The 16,127-nt window shown below is 52.6% G+C and carries 11 protein-coding genes; 10 read left to right on the plus strand and 1 reads right to left on the minus strand.

Going from position 1 to position 16,127, the window contains the following annotated elements; translation table 11 throughout:
• The first annotated feature begins 336 nt into the window (after window positions 1–336).
• The 8 genes from VMT71_02220 to VMT71_02255 all read left to right on the plus strand — a co-directional run bounded on the left by VMT71_02220 (window position 337) and on the right by VMT71_02255 (window position 11,828).
• Window positions 337–1,350, plus strand: coding sequence for a tetratricopeptide repeat protein (locus VMT71_02220; protein HVN22758.1), 1,014 nt, complete (start codon window positions 337–339; stop codon window positions 1,348–1,350).
• Window positions 1,347–2,330 (plus strand): tetratricopeptide repeat protein, encoded by a 984-nt coding sequence (locus VMT71_02225; GenBank protein HVN22759.1) that lies wholly within the window; start codon window positions 1,347–1,349, stop codon window positions 2,328–2,330. Before VMT71_02220 ends, VMT71_02225 begins: the two co-directional genes overlap by 4 nt.
• 270 nt (window positions 2,331–2,600) lie before the next feature.
• Window positions 2,601–4,121, plus strand: coding sequence for an acyl-CoA dehydrogenase family protein (locus VMT71_02230; protein HVN22760.1), 1,521 nt, complete (start codon window positions 2,601–2,603; stop codon window positions 4,119–4,121).
• A gap of 301 nt (window positions 4,122–4,422) precedes the next feature.
• Window positions 4,423–5,871, plus strand: coding sequence for an FAD-binding oxidoreductase (locus VMT71_02235; GenBank protein ID HVN22761.1), 1,449 nt, complete (start codon window positions 4,423–4,425; stop codon window positions 5,869–5,871).
• 10 nt (window positions 5,872–5,881) lie between these two features.
• Window positions 5,882–7,171, plus strand: coding sequence for a (Fe-S)-binding protein (locus VMT71_02240; GenBank protein HVN22762.1), 1,290 nt, complete (start codon window positions 5,882–5,884; stop codon window positions 7,169–7,171).
• Window positions 7,172–7,181: 10 nt separating this feature from the next.
• Window positions 7,182–8,795 (plus strand): FAD-binding oxidoreductase, encoded by a 1,614-nt coding sequence (locus tag VMT71_02245; protein HVN22763.1) that lies wholly within the window; start codon window positions 7,182–7,184, stop codon window positions 8,793–8,795.
• Window positions 8,796–8,982: 187 nt separating this feature from the next.
• On the plus strand, window positions 8,983–10,482 hold the full coding sequence (locus tag VMT71_02250) for an ATP-binding protein (protein ID HVN22764.1): 1,500 nt from the start codon (window positions 8,983–8,985) through the stop codon (window positions 10,480–10,482).
• Complete coding sequence (locus VMT71_02255) at window positions 10,479–11,828, plus strand: sigma-54 dependent transcriptional regulator (protein ID HVN22765.1); 1,350 nt, start codon at window positions 10,479–10,481, stop codon at window positions 11,826–11,828. Before VMT71_02250 ends, VMT71_02255 begins: the two co-directional genes overlap by 4 nt.
• A 48-nt stretch (window positions 11,829–11,876) precedes the next feature.
• Here VMT71_02255 and VMT71_02260 read toward each other — a convergent pair whose 3' ends face one another.
• Window positions 11,877–13,025, minus strand: a complete 1,149-nt coding sequence (locus VMT71_02260; GenBank protein HVN22766.1) for an acyl-CoA dehydrogenase family protein — start codon at window positions 13,023–13,025, stop codon at window positions 11,877–11,879.
• A 451-nt stretch (window positions 13,026–13,476) separates the two neighbouring features.
• Between VMT71_02260 and VMT71_02265 the strand changes: the two genes are divergently transcribed.
• Both VMT71_02265 and VMT71_02270 read left to right on the plus strand, forming a co-directional pair.
• Complete coding sequence (locus VMT71_02265; GenBank protein HVN22767.1) at window positions 13,477–15,030, plus strand: long-chain-fatty-acid--CoA ligase; 1,554 nt, start codon at window positions 13,477–13,479, stop codon at window positions 15,028–15,030.
• 56 nt (window positions 15,031–15,086) lie between these two features.
• Window positions 15,087–16,118 carry a TRAP transporter substrate-binding protein gene (locus VMT71_02270; protein ID HVN22768.1) on the plus strand — a complete coding sequence of 344 codons (1,032 nt, stop codon included), beginning with the start codon at window positions 15,087–15,089 and terminating at the stop codon, window positions 16,116–16,118.
• The last annotated feature ends 9 nt before the right edge of the window (window positions 16,119–16,127 follow it).

Here is a 16,127-nt window from a genome sequence, read left to right on the forward strand (position 1 = left end):
GAGCTGGCCGCAAAACTCCCGGTCAAACTTCTTTTCCCGACTATATTCTGTATTTTTCCGTCCCTTTTTCTCGTGATTCTCGGGCCCGGAATTATCAACGCTCTGAAGGTGTGGAACGGCTGACGTGACTGAAGGCCCAACTGAAGAGATATTTCTTCACATAGATAAAACTTAGACTATAGCTGGAAGGGAGAGATGACCATGAAGATTGCGTTGAGGATATTCGTCTTCGTACTTTCTTGCTGCACGTTCTTATATCTTGTCCCAGCCTGCTCGACCGGAAAGCTTTTCACATCCTTCTCTAGTACATGGGGACCTGGTGGGGCTAGAGCCGGGATGACTGATAAGGATATATCAAGGTTCATGTCTCAGTTGAGGCCCCATCAGGGAAATGCCGAAGCTCATTATCAGCTTGGATGCTGGTACCATGGACGGGGCCGTGATCAGGAAGCAACCAAGGAGTTTCAAAAAGCGATCTATATCAAGCCTGGTTATGTTGAAGCCTACAACGGGTTAGGGGTCTCGTATGATCAACAGGGTGACTATGTGGCGGCCAGTGATGCGTACCGCATGGCTCTTAAGCTGAACGCGAATCTTGCGTATGTCCACAGCAATCTTGGTCATTCGTACATCCTCCAGGGGCGGAATGCTGAGGCTATCGATGAGCTCAAACAAGCTATCGCGCTCGGGTCCACCAATAAACAGACGTACAACAACCTGGGTCTTGCCTATATGCTCTCAGGTCAGCCCGACCTCGCTATGAAAGAATTCGAGGCCACCGGCAATCAGGCGCTTGCCCACAGTCTTGCGGCCAAGCTCTACTACCGGAAGGGCGAATTTGAGAAGGCGAAGGAGCATTACACTGAAGCCCTTGCACTCGATCCGGACTCTGCCCCGCTTCAGGAAAGCGTGGAGACGACCGGCCTGCTCGCAAGATTTGAGGCTGTGCTGGCGCAACTGAAACAGATGGTAGAGGTCGTTGTTCCAGGGCGCCCGACTTCGCAGGCGATCGCTAGGGATGCGCTGGCCAGCGTAGCCGGCGTCGGTATGGAAGTTTCAAATGGCAATGGTGTTAACGACATGGCAAGGAAGATGGGGCGGTACTTGAAAGAAAAAGGTTTTAACGTAGTGCGAGTGAGCAACGCCGATCATTTTAGGTATCAGAGAACCACACTGCTGTACAAGGCAGAATACGAAAAAGCTACGCGTGATCTCGCCGGACAATTGCCCGAAATGCCTGACCTTAAAGAAGTGAAGAAATTGGACAGGCCATCGATAGGAATGAAAGTGGTTCTTGGTAAAGATCTTATTGCTCACAGAGAGGTTTTTGCTGAGGAGAAAAAGCAATGAGAATCTCTGCTCCATGCAGATTGCTGATGTGTGCGGCTCTTGTGGCAACCGTTTTTACCGGTTGCGCGAGTGAGAAGGGCACGCAAGCAGTGTCGCGGGACAGCGAGTATCAGAGGATGCTGGAACTGCAGCGGGCAAAAGCTAGCTTCTACGCGGCGGACGAAAAGTCGAAGAATGTTCCAGAGGCGACATGGCAGACCTACGCGCGGCTGGGCGACCAGTATGCGAGGCAGGGAAATGACCTTATGGCGTACGTACAATACAATAAGGCCTTGCAGATGGACCCGAAGCAGTCAGGCGTGCGCTACAGATTGGGCCACATGTATGTCAGCCGCGGCATGATTGAAGAGGGTGAAAGGGAGTTCAAAGAGATGCTTGCGAAGGAACCCAACAACGGTCTTGCATATCAGGGCCTCGGCTATGCGGCGCTGAGCAAGGGGGAGTTCTCGGAGGCCGAGGAACTCTTGACGAAGGCTGTTACCCTTGACCCGAAGCTCTGGCAAGCGCACCTCTATATGGGGGTAGCGTACGACCGTCAAAAGGCATTCGACAAGGCGGTCGAGGAATATCAGAAGGGGATCAAGGTAAATCCGAAATCAGCAGCCCTGTACAACAATCTTGGGCTCTCGTACTACCTGATGGGTGAAAATACCAAATCGATAGAGGCTTTTCTTCTCGCGCTCCGGATCGAGCCGGAGAATCCTCGGGTCTACAATAACCTCGGGTTGGTTTTTTCGACCGTGGGCAGGTACGAAGAGGCATTCGAGGCCTTCAGGAAAGGCAAGGACGACGCCAGTGCCTACAATAATCTTGGTTACGTATATATGGCACAACAGAACTATGCTAAAGCGATTGAGGCTTTCGAGAAGGCTATAGAGATAAGCCCCTCATTCTACGAAAAAGCGCATCAGAATATGCAGAGAGCCAGATCGGCCCTAAAGACGGAGCCCACACAGGCCGCTGTGCCAGCAAAATTTTAGGGCCCTGGTCTTGTGCCGGCATGTAGAGCGCCGGTGGTGTGTCTTCCTGCGACGGATATCGGAACCTCGCTAGTTTTACGGCCACAAACAACTGTCACTTGCTCTCGCTAAATCTTCAAGATAGGTAATCCTCAGCTCGCAATCCACGTGGTCGCTGGATCACGTCCCACCACAGAACGAAACTCGCAAGGAACTCCCCAAGAAACGGCTTGACATGGGCGTGGTGTCTAACCTAGAATGGCCGGAACGCGAAGAGAAGGAGGATTTCCAATGGAGCATTTTCCATGGTGGACAGATGAGCAGAAGAGATTTGCAGACGAGGTTGAGATCTTTGCGGAAGAGTTGACGCCGAGAGATGCTGAAACACGTTGGACACGGGAGTTCCCTTTCGACCTCTTCCAAAAGATTTCGGCAAAAGGATACTCTGGAGCCGGCGTGCCCAAGGAATACGGAGGATTGGGACTCGGGGCAACGGGCGCATGCATCGCGTGTGAGGCTTTCAACCGTATGCCGGGGCCGGGCCGCGCCGTAGTAGGCAATATGCTGGGCGGACTGAGACAGATAATAGAGTACGGATCTGAGGAGCAGAAGCAGCGTTTTCTACCGCGTATCGCAAAGGGAGAGACCGGCGCCATCGTGATCACGGAACCGTTTGCCGGCACTGACGCGGCGGCTATCGAAACTAAGGCTAGGCGCGAAGGCGACGCGTACGTCCTGAATGGGAAAAAGCGGTACATTGTGGCAGCAGGTGTTGCTGACCGCCACATGGTCTACGCCCGCACGAGCAATACTCCAGAGGACATCAGGGCGTACAAACACCTGACGGCTTTTATAATAGAGAAGGGCACAGCCGGCCTGACGGTCGAAAAGATAAATGAGATTATCGGTTTTGATAATATCCAGAACGGTGTGCTCAATTTCGAAAATGTATCGGTGCCGCTGGCTAACAGGATAGGCGAAGAGGGGGAAGGCTGGCGCGTTATGACAGCAGGTCTCAACTTCGAGAGGACGCTCATTTGCGCCCAGGCCACGGGATGGGCCGCAGAAGCGTTGCGAAACGCAGTCCCTTTTGCGCAAAGAAGGGTACAGTTCGGCAGGCCGACCATAGACATTCCCGAGAATCAGTTCAAGATTGCCAACCTCGTATCAAAGGTCAAGATAGCGCGTATCCTTACGTACTACACTGCGTATCTCTGGGACCTGGGATGGGACATAACGTTGCAATCCAACGTCGCCAAAGTCTATATCTGTGAGGGCGCGCTACAGGCCAGTCTTGATGCGATGCAGGTGATGGGCGGCGATTCACTCACGCCATTTTATCCTGTCGAAGAAGTGATGAAGGTTTCGAAGATTGAAAACATCGCGGGCGGCACAATGGAGGCGTGCAGGCTCGTCATCTTCCGAACAGCGTTGCGACAATGGGCTGAAGAGTTCAGGATGCGCAGAAGAGTCATCCACGAAAAGTTGGGTGTACCGGTACCTGCCGTGGGTCCGCCTGAACGAAAAACGCAAGCCGACGAGCAGGCGCTCCTGGCGTTGCTGGCTGAGGACTACAGGGTCAACCCTGGACTACACATGTCCGTGGCAGACATGAATGAGTATTTTGATGTCGATAAGGATGCGCTTGAAGGAATATTGGTTTCACTGGAAAAAAAGGGTCTCGTGAGACTCTACCGGACAAAGAAGGGGATTGAGCTCGCCAAAGCGACGTACGACGGCTTGAGTCTTGCTCATCCGCCCGATTATTACCGGTGGTACCCTTCATGGGTAACGAAAGAGAGAATCTTTTAATGGAGGCGAGGGCGGATTTATCAGGCGCAAGTTTTAGGTGATAGAGGATTGTTATGGATAATTATGATCAAATTGACCTAAATTTGCTCAGTTGTCATTCCATATTCTGAAACTTAATTTCTTTTTACTTGATTTCGAGTATATTTTTATTTTAAAATCGACATTGAATTACCCTCGCGTTTGCTAAGCGTGCACCAGTGATTCAAAAAATGGGCTGGCATGTGAAGGAGTTTGCGGCACTGCAGTTCTTTAATCGTGAGAAAAAGTTCACATATTAAAATAATTGAAGCAAGGAGGTACAATGGCACTCAAGGATGATGTAACAAAAATCGTCGGAGAGGGGAACGTGAGTGATGCCAAGAAAGACAGGCTCATGTACTCACGGGATTACAGTCTTGTCCCGCCTGGGATTCCTGACGCAGTGGCATATCCCAGCGACTCGTTGCAGGTAAGCGCGATCCTGAAGTACTGCAACAGCAAGAACATTCCGGTCGTTCCGGTAAGTTCAAGCCGCCATTTCTACGGCTCCACCATACCGAAGCAGGGTGGCCTGTTGGTGGATCTGACGCGCATGAACAAAATACAGGAGATCAATGATGCTGACCGGACGGCGAGAATAGAGGCAGGGGTAACGTGGGGGCAGCTCACCGCAGAGCTCGAGAAGAAAGGTATGCGGATGATTATGCCGCTATTACCCCCCGCAGATCGCTCGGTGCTTACCGACTGGCTGGAGCGGGAAGTTCCCACCAATACCGTCTATGATTACGGCGAACCCATGCAGGCCATGGAAGTAGTCTGGCCGGCTTCTGAGCCCTTCCGCATTGGTTCGGCCAGTGTCAATGGTTTCCCGGATTCAAAGTCTCGAGGCGGAAATCCTTCAGGGCCGGGTCTCGACTTCTACCGCTTAGTGCAGGGAGCCCAAGGCACGATGGGTATCGTAACGTGGTCCCATATCAAAATCGAATGGATGCCTAAGATAGACAAGATCCTTTTTGCACCAGTTTCAGATCTTTCGTACGCGATAGAATTTCTGCACAGGATCTTGCCACGCAGAATCGGGCAGGAATGTATGGTCCTTAACAATGTGGATCTCGCGGCTATCCTTGCAGAGAAGTGGCCGGATGACTTTGACAGGCTAGCGGCAACGCTTCCTGCATGGACCTTGATCCTGGTGATCAGTGGGCTTTTCCGCAGGCCTGAAGAGAAGATTGCCTACGAGGAGAAGTTCCTGAAGGAGGTTTTGCGTAACGAGTTCAGGGACCTCGTGTTGACCGATGCGCTCCCTGGTTTCCCGGGCGCGGCACGCAAGCTTCTGCCTATGCTCCGCAAGCCGTGGCCAGCAGATAAGCCCTACTGGAAGCACCAGTGGAGGGGTTCCTCTCAGAGTCTCTTCTTCATCGCGAGACCTGCATCCGCACCGCTCTTTATCGACGTGGTTGAAGAAGTCGCGGCGCGGCACGGCTATCCCATAAGCGAGATCGGAGTGTACTTCCAGCCCATAGAGCACAATCGGGCATGCCAGCTGGAGTTTACCTTTTTCTATCACGAGGACGAGGCAGCAGTGATCGCAGGACTCTATCGCGACGCTGCCCAGGCATTGATGAACGAAGGTGCTTTTTTCTCCAGGCCCTACGGTGAGCTTGCGCCTATGGTCTATGAGCGTGCGGCGGGTTACGGCGCCGCACTGAAACGGGTGAAAAAGGTGTTCGATCCCAAGAACATCATGAACCCGGGAAATCTCTGTTTCTAAGGAGGAGACGATGCCAACCACACAATTCAGTTTAGATATAAAGAAGCTCGACAATTTCGCGTATGATATGAGCCGGTGCATCAAGTGCAAAGGCTGCTACTGGGTGGAACATACCTATATGCCCGGCGTGCGTTTCAGCACCCGCTGCCCCAGCAACACCTGGAACGATTTTGACGCCTACGGCGCTTTTGGAAAAATGAGGATCGGGCTGGCAATGATCGAAGGTAAGCTGAAGTGGTCTCCCAAGCTTCTGGAGATCATCTATGCTGACCCCCTCTGCGGAGCCTGCGATGTGGGTTGCAAGAGAAACCTTGACCTGGAGATCGGTCTCAGCCTGGAAGCGATGAGAGTCAAGGCAGTGCAGGAGGGTGCAGGCCCTATGCCTGCCCATAAGAAGGTTGCCGAGAACATTGCAAAAACCCATAACCAGTTCGGCGCACCCCACGAAAACAGGAAGAAATGGCTCACTGCAGATATCAAGATTGCAGAAAAGGCCGACGTTCTCTACTTTGTGGGCTGCTCTGCTTCATATGTAGCCCCTGAAATAGCCAGATCCGCAGCAAAAGTCCTCAACGCAGCCAATATATCTTTCATGCTCATGCCGGACGAGTGGTGCTGCGGCAACACACTCTTCTCAGTCGGTATGCTTGATGAGGCTCGCGAACTGGCAAAACGGAATATAGAAGCTGTCAAGGCGACGGGCGCCAAGACAGTGATGCTCACGTGTGCGGAAGGCTACCGGATGTGGAAAGTTGATTATCCGAAGCTTCTCAACATCTCCACAGCCGAACTGGGCTTCAATGTAGTGCACTTTGTGGAAGCCGCCGATGAAGCGCTCAAGAAGGGCACACTACGGCTTTCGAAACCTCAAAATGTTAGGCTTGCCTACCATGATTCCTGCGGCATTTCGCGTCTCGCCGACCCATGGACGCCCTATTCGGGCGAGCGTGGCTGGATGGGTACAGTGAACCCACGTCTCAAGAGACGCCGTGGAACGTCCGGGCTGTACGCGCAGCCGAGAAACCTCATAGCTGCAATTCCTGGCGCCAGCTTTGTTGAGATGCCGCGGACGCGGGAGAACTCCTTCTGCTGCGGTGCCGGCCGGGGAACCAAAGAGGCGTTTCCCGATCTGGCCTCCTTTTCCGCAAAACACCGTCTGGAAGAGGTCCGGGAAGTGGGTGCCGAGACTTTAGTCTCAGCCTGCCCCTGGTGCAAGAATAATTTCAGCCAGGCGGTCAGACAGAATGGGGATAACATCAAAGTAGTCGATATCGCCGAGCTCATCTCGGCGTCGCTGTAGGAGGTGAATCATGGCAATATCGAAAAAAGCATACAACGCATTAGAATCCATCGTCGGCGCCAAATACATCACCGATGATCCGGCGGTGTGCGAAGGCTACAGGTCAGGGCCGGGAGGTTACGAAAGTGGTCTCGGCTATGAACGGGTCATGACCAAGATACCCGCCTGTGTGGTCCTCCCGCGCACGACCGAAGAGGTGCAGCGCATTGTCAAAGTATGTAACCGCTACAGCGTGCCTTACGTTCCCTACAGCACTGGTTTTTACGGCCCTCGCTCCCACTGTCACGTGGAGAACGAGCTTCTCGTGGACTTGAAGCGCCTTAACGACTTTGAAATAGATGAGAAGCATATGTACGCGGTGGTAGGTTCGGGCGTCATCTATTCTCCTCTCCAGGAAGAAGCGATGAAGCGTGGCATGTATGTGATTATTGGCGGTGGCGGCGCGCAGGCATCCGTTATCGCGAACCTTATAGGTGATGGCTGGTCGCCGCTCTCTCACCGTATCGGTCTTCCCCACAGACGCATCCTTGGTACGGAGCTGGTGCTGCCCGACGGTGAGCTGGTAAAGATGGGCTCCCTTGCGGTAGGAGAGGATCCTTTCTGGGGGGATGGCCCTGGTCCTGATTTACGGGGGCTTCTCAGGGGGTTTACGGGCCTGCGAGGCTGTCTCGGCATCGTAACCAAGATGGCTGTCAAACTTCTCCCGTTCCAACCGGAAAAGCCGATGCCCACAGGCATCGCTCCCAACACGGCGCTTGCCCTTCCGGAGCATCGGATGAAATGGATCAACTACCAGGTGCCGAACAAGGCTGCCCAGGTTAAGGCAATGTTCGAGATTTCGAAAGCCGAAATCGCGGGGGCGGTCACCAAGGTGCCGCTGTTCTGGAGGGCCATTGCCAAGGCAGAATGCAAGGAAGAGTTCTGGGATTTGTGGGGTAAGGAAAATGAAGAAACGATCAAAAACTTTCACATCGTTCGCGTCCTGCTCATCGGTTTCACCTCTGAGGAGCAGATGAAGTACGATGAAAACGTCCTCAACGACATCATGGCGGAGCTTGGTTCCCAGCCGCGTGCCACTAAGCCGTCGGACGAGTCATGGATCAAGAACGCCGATTCTGCGGGCATGTGGCTTATGTGCGGCTCGTATGTCTCGGTCGACTACATTATCGAGACGCTGTCGCATGCTGTGCAGCACGGAGAGGCATACGCGGATCTCAAGAAAAAGTATACACCACCCCTCATGCCCGACTATGGCGACCCGGGCTGGTTCCAGAGCTTCGAACTGGGTCATCAGGGTTATTCTGAGTTCTTGGTTTATTGGGACCAGGATGAGGACACCACCGGCGTGGATCACTTCTACGTCGAGACATCTAAGATGAATATCAGGAACCGTTTCTACACCTCGCTGCTTGGACCGCATCAGCCTCTCTACCTCACCGGGCCAAAGTACGGGCCGAACTATCATCAGTGGCTGCTCAAGGTGAAGGATGAGTTTGATCCGCTGTGGGTCTGTCATCCACCGACACCGCTGGCACATGATGTCTTTGTGGAAAAGGCCGAATGGATGAAATCGATCAAAGATTGGGAAGTACCGAAGAAGTTCCCCATGCCCAAGTGGGAATAAAGAGAGCAGACAAAGAACTTAACAAGGGGCGGATAACGGAATCCGCCCCTTGTCTTTCTGGGTGAGCCGAAAGCTCAAGCATCGTGCCGGTGATGAGGCCCTGCAGCGTTCGGCCATTTCTTGCTAAATTGTCAGAGCCGTTGTAGATTAGAAAAACTCTTCTTGACTCAGCACGGCGAAAGCTTCTATGAAGGTTACTACCAGAATCATGGAGTCGATCATCGACTCCCTCTCAGCAGGGATTTGGATAGTCAACTCGCAACTGGAGGTTGAATGGATAAACACGCGCGGATTTCGATGTCTCTGCCGCGAAGAATTGGCAGCGTTAGAAGATAAGCGTTGCTTTAGAAAAATCTTCGGCATGCGCGAGATATGCGAGGACTGTCCTGTCTTGAAAACCTTCGGCAGTGGCCGCACGGAGCATCTGGATATAAAGCTTGAATACGAAGGACAATCGAAGCATTTTGTGCTGACCGCAACCCCTCTGCAGCGAAAAGGACAGAAATCCTTTACGCACGTGATCGAGATGATTCAGGACGTGACCATGCATCAGAGGATCGGCGAGGAACTCCGCCGCCTCAATGAACTGCAGACAGCCATTATTGAGAATGCACCGGTCGCAATATTTACCATCGACAAGAAAGGGGTTTTTACAAGTGTTAATCCGGCGCTGGCAGCGATTTCCGACCTCGGCTTCAAGGCGCGAGAGAAGCTCATGGGGTTTAACTGGCTTGAGAATTCTTACACGATAAAGTGCGGCCTTGCCGAGCGCATACAAAAAGGCCTCGAGGGGGAGGCATTTCAGCTTGATGATTTTCCATTTGTCACGTACCGCGGGAGAAATCAGTTCATAAATTTCAAGGGGGTGCCTCTTCGCGATAAAAAAGGGGAGGTGGAAGGCCTGCTCTGTATAATAGAGGAGACTACAGATAGGGTCAGGACCAGGGTGCAGCTGATTCAGGAGGCGCGCATGTCCGCAATAGGCAGGCTTGCGACAGGCGTCGCCCATGAACTGAGCAATCCTCTCGCGACCATCACGGCCCATTCGGAACTGGCGCATGAACTTCTTCAGCAATGCGACAATAGAGGCCTGGAAAGAGCAGACCTGCAGGACCTCTCAGAGTATCTGGAGGTGATTCAGGAGCAGGCATTCCGATGCAAGAAAACCATCAAGAACCTGCTCGACTTGAACCGCAGAAACGGATTTGAAACAGCCCCGATCGATTTGGGCCGGTTGATTGATGACCTTGTCGAGCTGATCAACTTTAAAAAGATGAAGATACGACTGGTGAGCGATGTCGCTCCTGACCTGCCTCGCGTAAAAGGAGATCTCTACGCATTGCGGCAGACATTTTTGAATGTCTTAAATAATGCAATCGACGCGGTGGAGGAAAGAGCTGACGCTCAAATATCTATCAAGGCCTGGCCGGAGGGATCAGCTGTCCATATTGAGATTGAGGACAACGGAGCGGGCATTCCGGAGAACATAGTCGATTTGGTTTTCGAGCCCTTCTTTACAACCAAGGGTTCACAGAAAGGCACCGGCCTTGGTTTGACGCTTTGCTACGAGTTTCTCAGTAAAATGGGTGGCACAATCGAGATAAGCAACCGTGCGGGCGGAGGAAGCGTGTGCCGCATCATCCTCTGTCCCTGGACAGAGGATGAGAGCTTGGAGCAAACGGTATGATTCGCGTGCTCATTGTTGACGACGAAACGCGCCTGGTAGAAGCATTCAGCAAGAAGCTCACTCACGAAGGTATGAGCATTTCAACAGCCTCCAGCGCTGCGGAAGCCTTAGCGCTGGTCAAAGGAGAACCGTTTGACGTCTGTGTCCTGGACATAAGACTCACAGACATGGATGGCATAGGGCTTCTAGCGAAGCTCAAAGAAATGCAGCCGCTGCTTGAAGTGATTATGTTGACGGGCTACGCATCGGTGGATAGCGCGATCCGCTCGATGAAGCTCGGAGCTTACGATTATCTGACAAAACCCACAAAGCTGTCTGTGCTCTCAAAAGTAATCGTCAAGGCTCATGAAAAGAAAGCGTTGCGTGAAAAGAATATCATCCTTGAAGAGCAGCTCCATCGAGCTGAGTTCCGCGATGCTTTTATCGGAGAAAGCAGGCCCATAGCAGAAGTGAAGCGGCTCATCGGCGTCGTAGCCTCGACCAATACTCCCGTATTGATTGTGGGTGAGACGGGAACAGGGAAGGAATTGGTGGCGCGCGCTATCCATGACATGAGCCATCGGGCGCATAATCCCTTTGTGGCTGTCAATTCGAGCACATTCCAGGAAGCCATTCTCGAAAGCGAGCTCTTCGGTCACAAGAAGGGAGCCTTTACTGGCGCAGATGCTGACAAGCTGGGTCTCCTGGAAATTGCAAACGGGGGCACGTTCTTCATGGATGAAGTGGGTGACATGGGTCCTACCATCCAGGCAAAGCTGCTCAGAGTGCTGGAAGCGGGGGTTTTCAGAAAAGTAGGAGATACCAGGGAGATTAGCGTGGATGTGCGGTTCATATGCGCTACAAATAGAGATCTGGACCGCGAAGTTGATGAAAAGAAGTTCCGTAAAGACCTGTTTTACAGGCTCAACACCTTTACCATTGCCGTTCCGCCTCTCAGGGAACGAAAAGAGGACATTCCCCTCCTGGTCGACTATTTTCTTGGAAAGCAGGCGAGGGGCGGCGTCTCCAAGACGGTGTCACCTGACACAATGCAGGCATTGCTTAATTACCGGTGGCCGGGCAATGTGAGGGAGTTGGCCAATGTGCTGGAGAGAGCGGTGCTGCTTTCAGGGTCACGGTCTGAGGTTGCCCTTGACCTTCTGCCGGAAAACGTTCTAGCCAATCGGTTGGCGGTCGATGATCGGAAGGATGATCACCATCTCCGCCGGGGTGTTGTGGAGCTTACGGCTATGGAAAAGACATACATCGAAGATGTCCTCAGATCGGTCGGCGGCAACAAGAGCAAGGCCGCGCGACTCCTGGGGATCAGCAGAAAACGGCTTTACAGTAAGATCAACGAAAGCTAGAAACTTTTATTCAGAAATATCAACTACTCGGTTCTGGTCGCTCACTTCTCAAGAGCGTTGCAACAGCTTTCTTCCAATCAGTACCTTCTCCACCTCCTTGGTGCCTTCAAAAATCTCAAGCACCTTGGCATCCCTCCAGTAATGCTCCACATCATACTCTTTGAGGATGCCGTAGCCTCCGTGGAGCTGTATTGATTCATCCGATACTTTGACCGCTATTTCGCATGTGTACCACTTGGCCATCGCGATCAGCGCGGGGTCTACTTCGCCCCGATCCACTGCGAGAGCCGCGCGATAGAGAAGACTCCTGCCCGCCTCTACCAGCGTAGCCATTTCTGCAATCTTGGCCTGCACAATCTGGAGACTGGCGAGCGTCCCGCCAAACGCTTTCCGCTTGCGAACATGTGCTATCGCTTTATCGAGAGCTCCCTGCGCCGTGCCGACCGCAAGGCCGGCCCCGCCGTCAAGGCGCGCACGATTGAAAAAATCCATGAGCTGGTAAAAGCCTCTACCCTCAACGCCCACGAGGTTTTCCTTCGGAACCCGCACATCTTTAAATGCGACTTCGCAGGTATCGGAGCACCTTATTGAGAGTTTACCATGGAGCCTGTTCGCTTCGTATCCGGGTCGATCGGTTTCCACGATGATCGTGCTGAGGCGATCGTGCTTCCGCGGATTCTTTGGGTCGGTAACGCAAAGCACCAGAAGAAAGTTGCCTATGCTGCCATTGGTGATGAACATTTTATTTCCTGAAATGACGTAGTCATCACCATCTTTGACAGCGGTGGTCGTGATAGCCGCCACGTCGCTCCCTGCGTCGGGTTCGGTGGACGCCATACCCGCTCGCCACGTTCCCTCGCACACAGGACGCAGGTATTTCTGTTTCTGGCTTTCTGTTCCGAAAAGCTTTATCAACTGCGTGCCGAAATAGGAAGCCACCATGCACTGCGCGATACCCGTATCTACCCTTGCAAACTCTTCTATAACAAGGCATTGTTCGAAATGGCCCAGGCCTGCTCCTCCGTATTGTTCCTCTATGAACATTCCGAGAAATCCAAGCTCAGCCGCTTTCTTCCAGAGCTTGTCGTCGAAGCGCTCGTTATCGTCCAGCTCGCGGGCCACATCCCTGAACTCTTTTTCTGCAAATTCACACGCAGCCTGTTTGATATCTCTCTGTTCCGGGGTAAGTTCGAACATTGCCGCCTCCTTGGAGTTTTTCAAACCACCAGATCCGATAGGTTTACGATACAAGTGCCGTGCCAGCACGGTCGCAGCTCATGCAAAGGTAGTCAGCCCTGTTTAGAAGCGCAGGAACAAGAAATGAGGCATTGGAGAAACTACGCGGGAGTGTGTAGAGTTGATACACCTGTGTATCGAAACGAAACAACAGGTGCAGTTCCCCCCAAGGGATGAGAAGCGGTGTCACGTGTTCAAAAAGTCTGAATTGAGACTCAACTGAAAGTGACACAATGCATCTATTACGCGCTGTACCGCGCCTATCTCTGGTTTAATAGATCTGTGCAGCGCGCCCATAGCCCAAAGATCTGGAGCCCCTTCAAAGCTGGGCATTGTACTTGCTCTTCTTTTCCGATTGAGGAATATAGGGAAGAGGAGTATTGTATAAAACGGGGTCGTCAGGAGATAAGAAATGACTATAGGGGATCTGCTCGCGAGAAACGCCAATAAATTTCCCGAAAAGCCTGCCATTGTCTCAGAAGAAGTCTCCATGAACTACCGCAGACTGAATGAGCGGGTGAACCGCCTCGCGAATGCTCTGGTTCACGCAGGACTCAAGAAGGGAGACAGAGTCGGAGCCCTCGTTCACAACTCCCACCAATTTCTTGAAATTTATTTCGCTGCGGCGAAGACAGGCGGTATTTTTTGCCCTTACAACAATCACCTGAAGGCGCCGGAGCTAAAAGAAGTAATCAACTACTCTACACCGAAGTTTCTTTTTCTTGACAGAGATTATGGCGAGATGATAGACGTGCTCAAACCCGATCTGGCGACCGTTGAGCGATACATCTGCCTGCAGCAGCCGGAGTCGCCCTTTATGGATTCGTACGAGCTCACGCTCGACGCGGCTGCCGGTAGCGAACCAGCTGGCATGGTGGGTGAAAACGATGTGTTGTCTATTTTTTTCACAGCCGGGACCACCGGAAAGCCAAAGGGTGCGGTAAGGACACACCGGCACCTGCTGTCTGATGCGGCGGCAGGCGTTATCGAATTGAAGGTCGACTACGATGAGAGGGTGCTGATCACCTTTCCTCTTTACCATGTGGCTGGTGAAGACAACATCGTTCGTCACGTGTTCATGGCCAACACGTTCCATATCAAGCGGGAAGGGGGTTTTGACCCGGTTGAGATCCTGTCCTACATAGCCCGGGAAAGGATAACCCGCTGTCAGATGGTGCCGACCATGATTCACAGCCTTCTTCAGGTTCCGGATGTCAGTAAATTCGACCTGGCAAGCCTGCGCCTGATCCTGTATGCTGCTGCGCCTATGCCGGTAGAACTGCTCAAGCGAGCTTTGGCGGTTTTCCCCTGCGGATTTGCGCAACTCTACGGCCAGACCGAAACAGGGCCCCTGACGACTGTACTCAGGCCGGAGGATCACATACTTGACGGGTCTGAAGAGAAACAGAAGAGGCTTGCCTCATCTGGAAGGGCGGTAGTCAATTACGAGGTCAGGATCGTGGATGATCATGACAATGATGTGCCTGTCGGGGAGGTAGGCGAGATTATTGTCCGCAGTGAAGCCATGATGAGGGAGTATTGGCAGATGCCTGAAGAGACGGCAAAGAAGCTGAAGGACGGCTGGCTGCATACTGGCGATTTGGGGCGGGTGGACGAAGAGGGGTACGTCTACATCGTGGAGAGAAAGAACGACCTCATCATCTCGGGAGGCGTGAACATATACCCGAGGGAAGTAGAGGAAGTGTTATATCGCCACCCGGCAGTTTCAGAGGCATCGGTTGTGGGCGTTGCCGATGAACATTGGGGGGAAGTGGTGAAGGCGGTAGTTGTCCTCAGGAATGGGTCCGAGGCGACCGAATCGGAAATAAAGGAGTTCTGTGGACAACATCTTGCGGGGTACAAGAAACCGAAGAGCGTCGACTTCTGGAAGGAGCTGCCCAAGAGTCCTCAGGGGAAGGTTCTTAAGAAGGAGATACGTGCCCATTATGCAACACCCGTGAAGTGAGATCCCCGCTTCACTGCTGAAATGCGGTGAGCGGCAAAAAACAAAGAGGAGGGGTTATGAAACAGGTTCGGATTTTTTGTTTTTTTCTTTTCCTGCTCTACGTGGTGTCAGGTATGTTCAGCCCAGCCGGCGCTGCAGAGACAAAAGTCATTACCCTGAAAGTCGCCAACTGGTTTCCCATCACACATCAGCAGAACGTCCTTCTGGAGCAATGGGGTAAAGATCTGGAGAAGCGCACCGGCGGTAAGGTTAAGGTTAACTATTACGCCGGTGGCACCCTCGTGCCCGCCGCGCAGTGCTACGATGCCGTCGTAAAGGACATCGCCGATGTGAGCAACCATGTTCTTGGCTATACCATGGGGAGGTTTCCTTTCTCTCAAGTTCTGGATCTTCCGATTGGGACCCCACCCGGTCCGGCCGCTACAAAAATTGCCAACCAGATGTATGCCAAGTTCAAACCCAAAGAATTCGATGACGTGCACGTGCTCTGGTTTCACGGGCAGCCTGGCGGTTACCTCCACACGAAGACCAAACCGGTTGAAAAACTGGATGATGTGAAAGGGCTAAAACTGAGATGCTATGGATCGAATGCTAAATTCGTAGGTCTGATAGGAGGTACACCGGTGGCCATGCCTATGCCGGACGTCTATGACGCCCTTGCAAAAGGGGTTGTGGACGGCCTTATGTCCAGTTACGAGGCCCTGGAAGGTTTCAGGACGGGCGAGCACGTAAAGTACTCTACAGAGAACACCTCGACTGCATACTCCGCGACCTTTATTGTCGCAATGAACAAAAAGAAATTCGCCTCTCTTCCTAAAGATGTACAGGACATTATCGACAAGATGAGCCCCGAGTACATAGAGAAGTATGGCAAGATGTGGGCGGACATAGACATCTCGGGAAAAGACTGGCTCATTAAGAGAGGTGACAAGATTATCACGCTGAGCCACGAAGAAGATGCGCGCTGGTATGATAAGGGCGCTAAGCCTCTTGTTGATGAGTATGTGAAGGAGATGAAGGCAAAGGGAATGCCGGGTGATGAGGCTGTGAAGTTTCTCCTCGAATCCTTTAAACAGTACAGAAAGTAGTTTGCCGGC

Source organism: Syntrophorhabdales bacterium (genome assembly GCA_035541455.1).
Taxonomy (GTDB): Bacteria; Desulfobacterota; Syntrophorhabdia; order Syntrophorhabdales; family WCHB1-27; genus JADGQN01.

Excerpts from the sequence above, each read along its gene's own strand:
- VMT71_02230 (HVN22760.1), top strand. The coding sequence starts at position 2,601 with ATGGAGCATTTTCCATGGTGGACAGATGAGCAGAAGAGATTTGCAGAC.
- VMT71_02240 (HVN22762.1), top strand. The coding sequence starts at position 5,882 with ATGCCAACCACACAATTCAGTTTAGATATAAAGAAGCTCGACAATTTC.
- VMT71_02260 (HVN22766.1), bottom strand. The coding sequence starts at position 13,025 with ATGTTCGAACTTACCCCGGAACAGAGAGATATCAAACAGGCTGCGTGT.
- VMT71_02220 (HVN22758.1), top strand. The coding sequence starts at position 337 with ATGACTGATAAGGATATATCAAGGTTCATGTCTCAGTTGAGGCCCCAT.
- VMT71_02225 (HVN22759.1), top strand. The coding sequence starts at position 1,347 with ATGAGAATCTCTGCTCCATGCAGATTGCTGATGTGTGCGGCTCTTGTG.
- VMT71_02235 (HVN22761.1), top strand. The coding sequence starts at position 4,423 with ATGGCACTCAAGGATGATGTAACAAAAATCGTCGGAGAGGGGAACGTG.
- VMT71_02265 (HVN22767.1), top strand. The coding sequence starts at position 13,477 with ATGACTATAGGGGATCTGCTCGCGAGAAACGCCAATAAATTTCCCGAA.
- VMT71_02250 (HVN22764.1), top strand. The coding sequence starts at position 8,983 with ATGAAGGTTACTACCAGAATCATGGAGTCGATCATCGACTCCCTCTCA.
- VMT71_02245 (HVN22763.1), top strand. The coding sequence starts at position 7,182 with ATGGCAATATCGAAAAAAGCATACAACGCATTAGAATCCATCGTCGGC.
- VMT71_02255 (HVN22765.1), top strand. The coding sequence starts at position 10,479 with ATGATTCGCGTGCTCATTGTTGACGACGAAACGCGCCTGGTAGAAGCA.
- VMT71_02270 (HVN22768.1), top strand. The coding sequence starts at position 15,087 with ATGAAACAGGTTCGGATTTTTTGTTTTTTTCTTTTCCTGCTCTACGTG.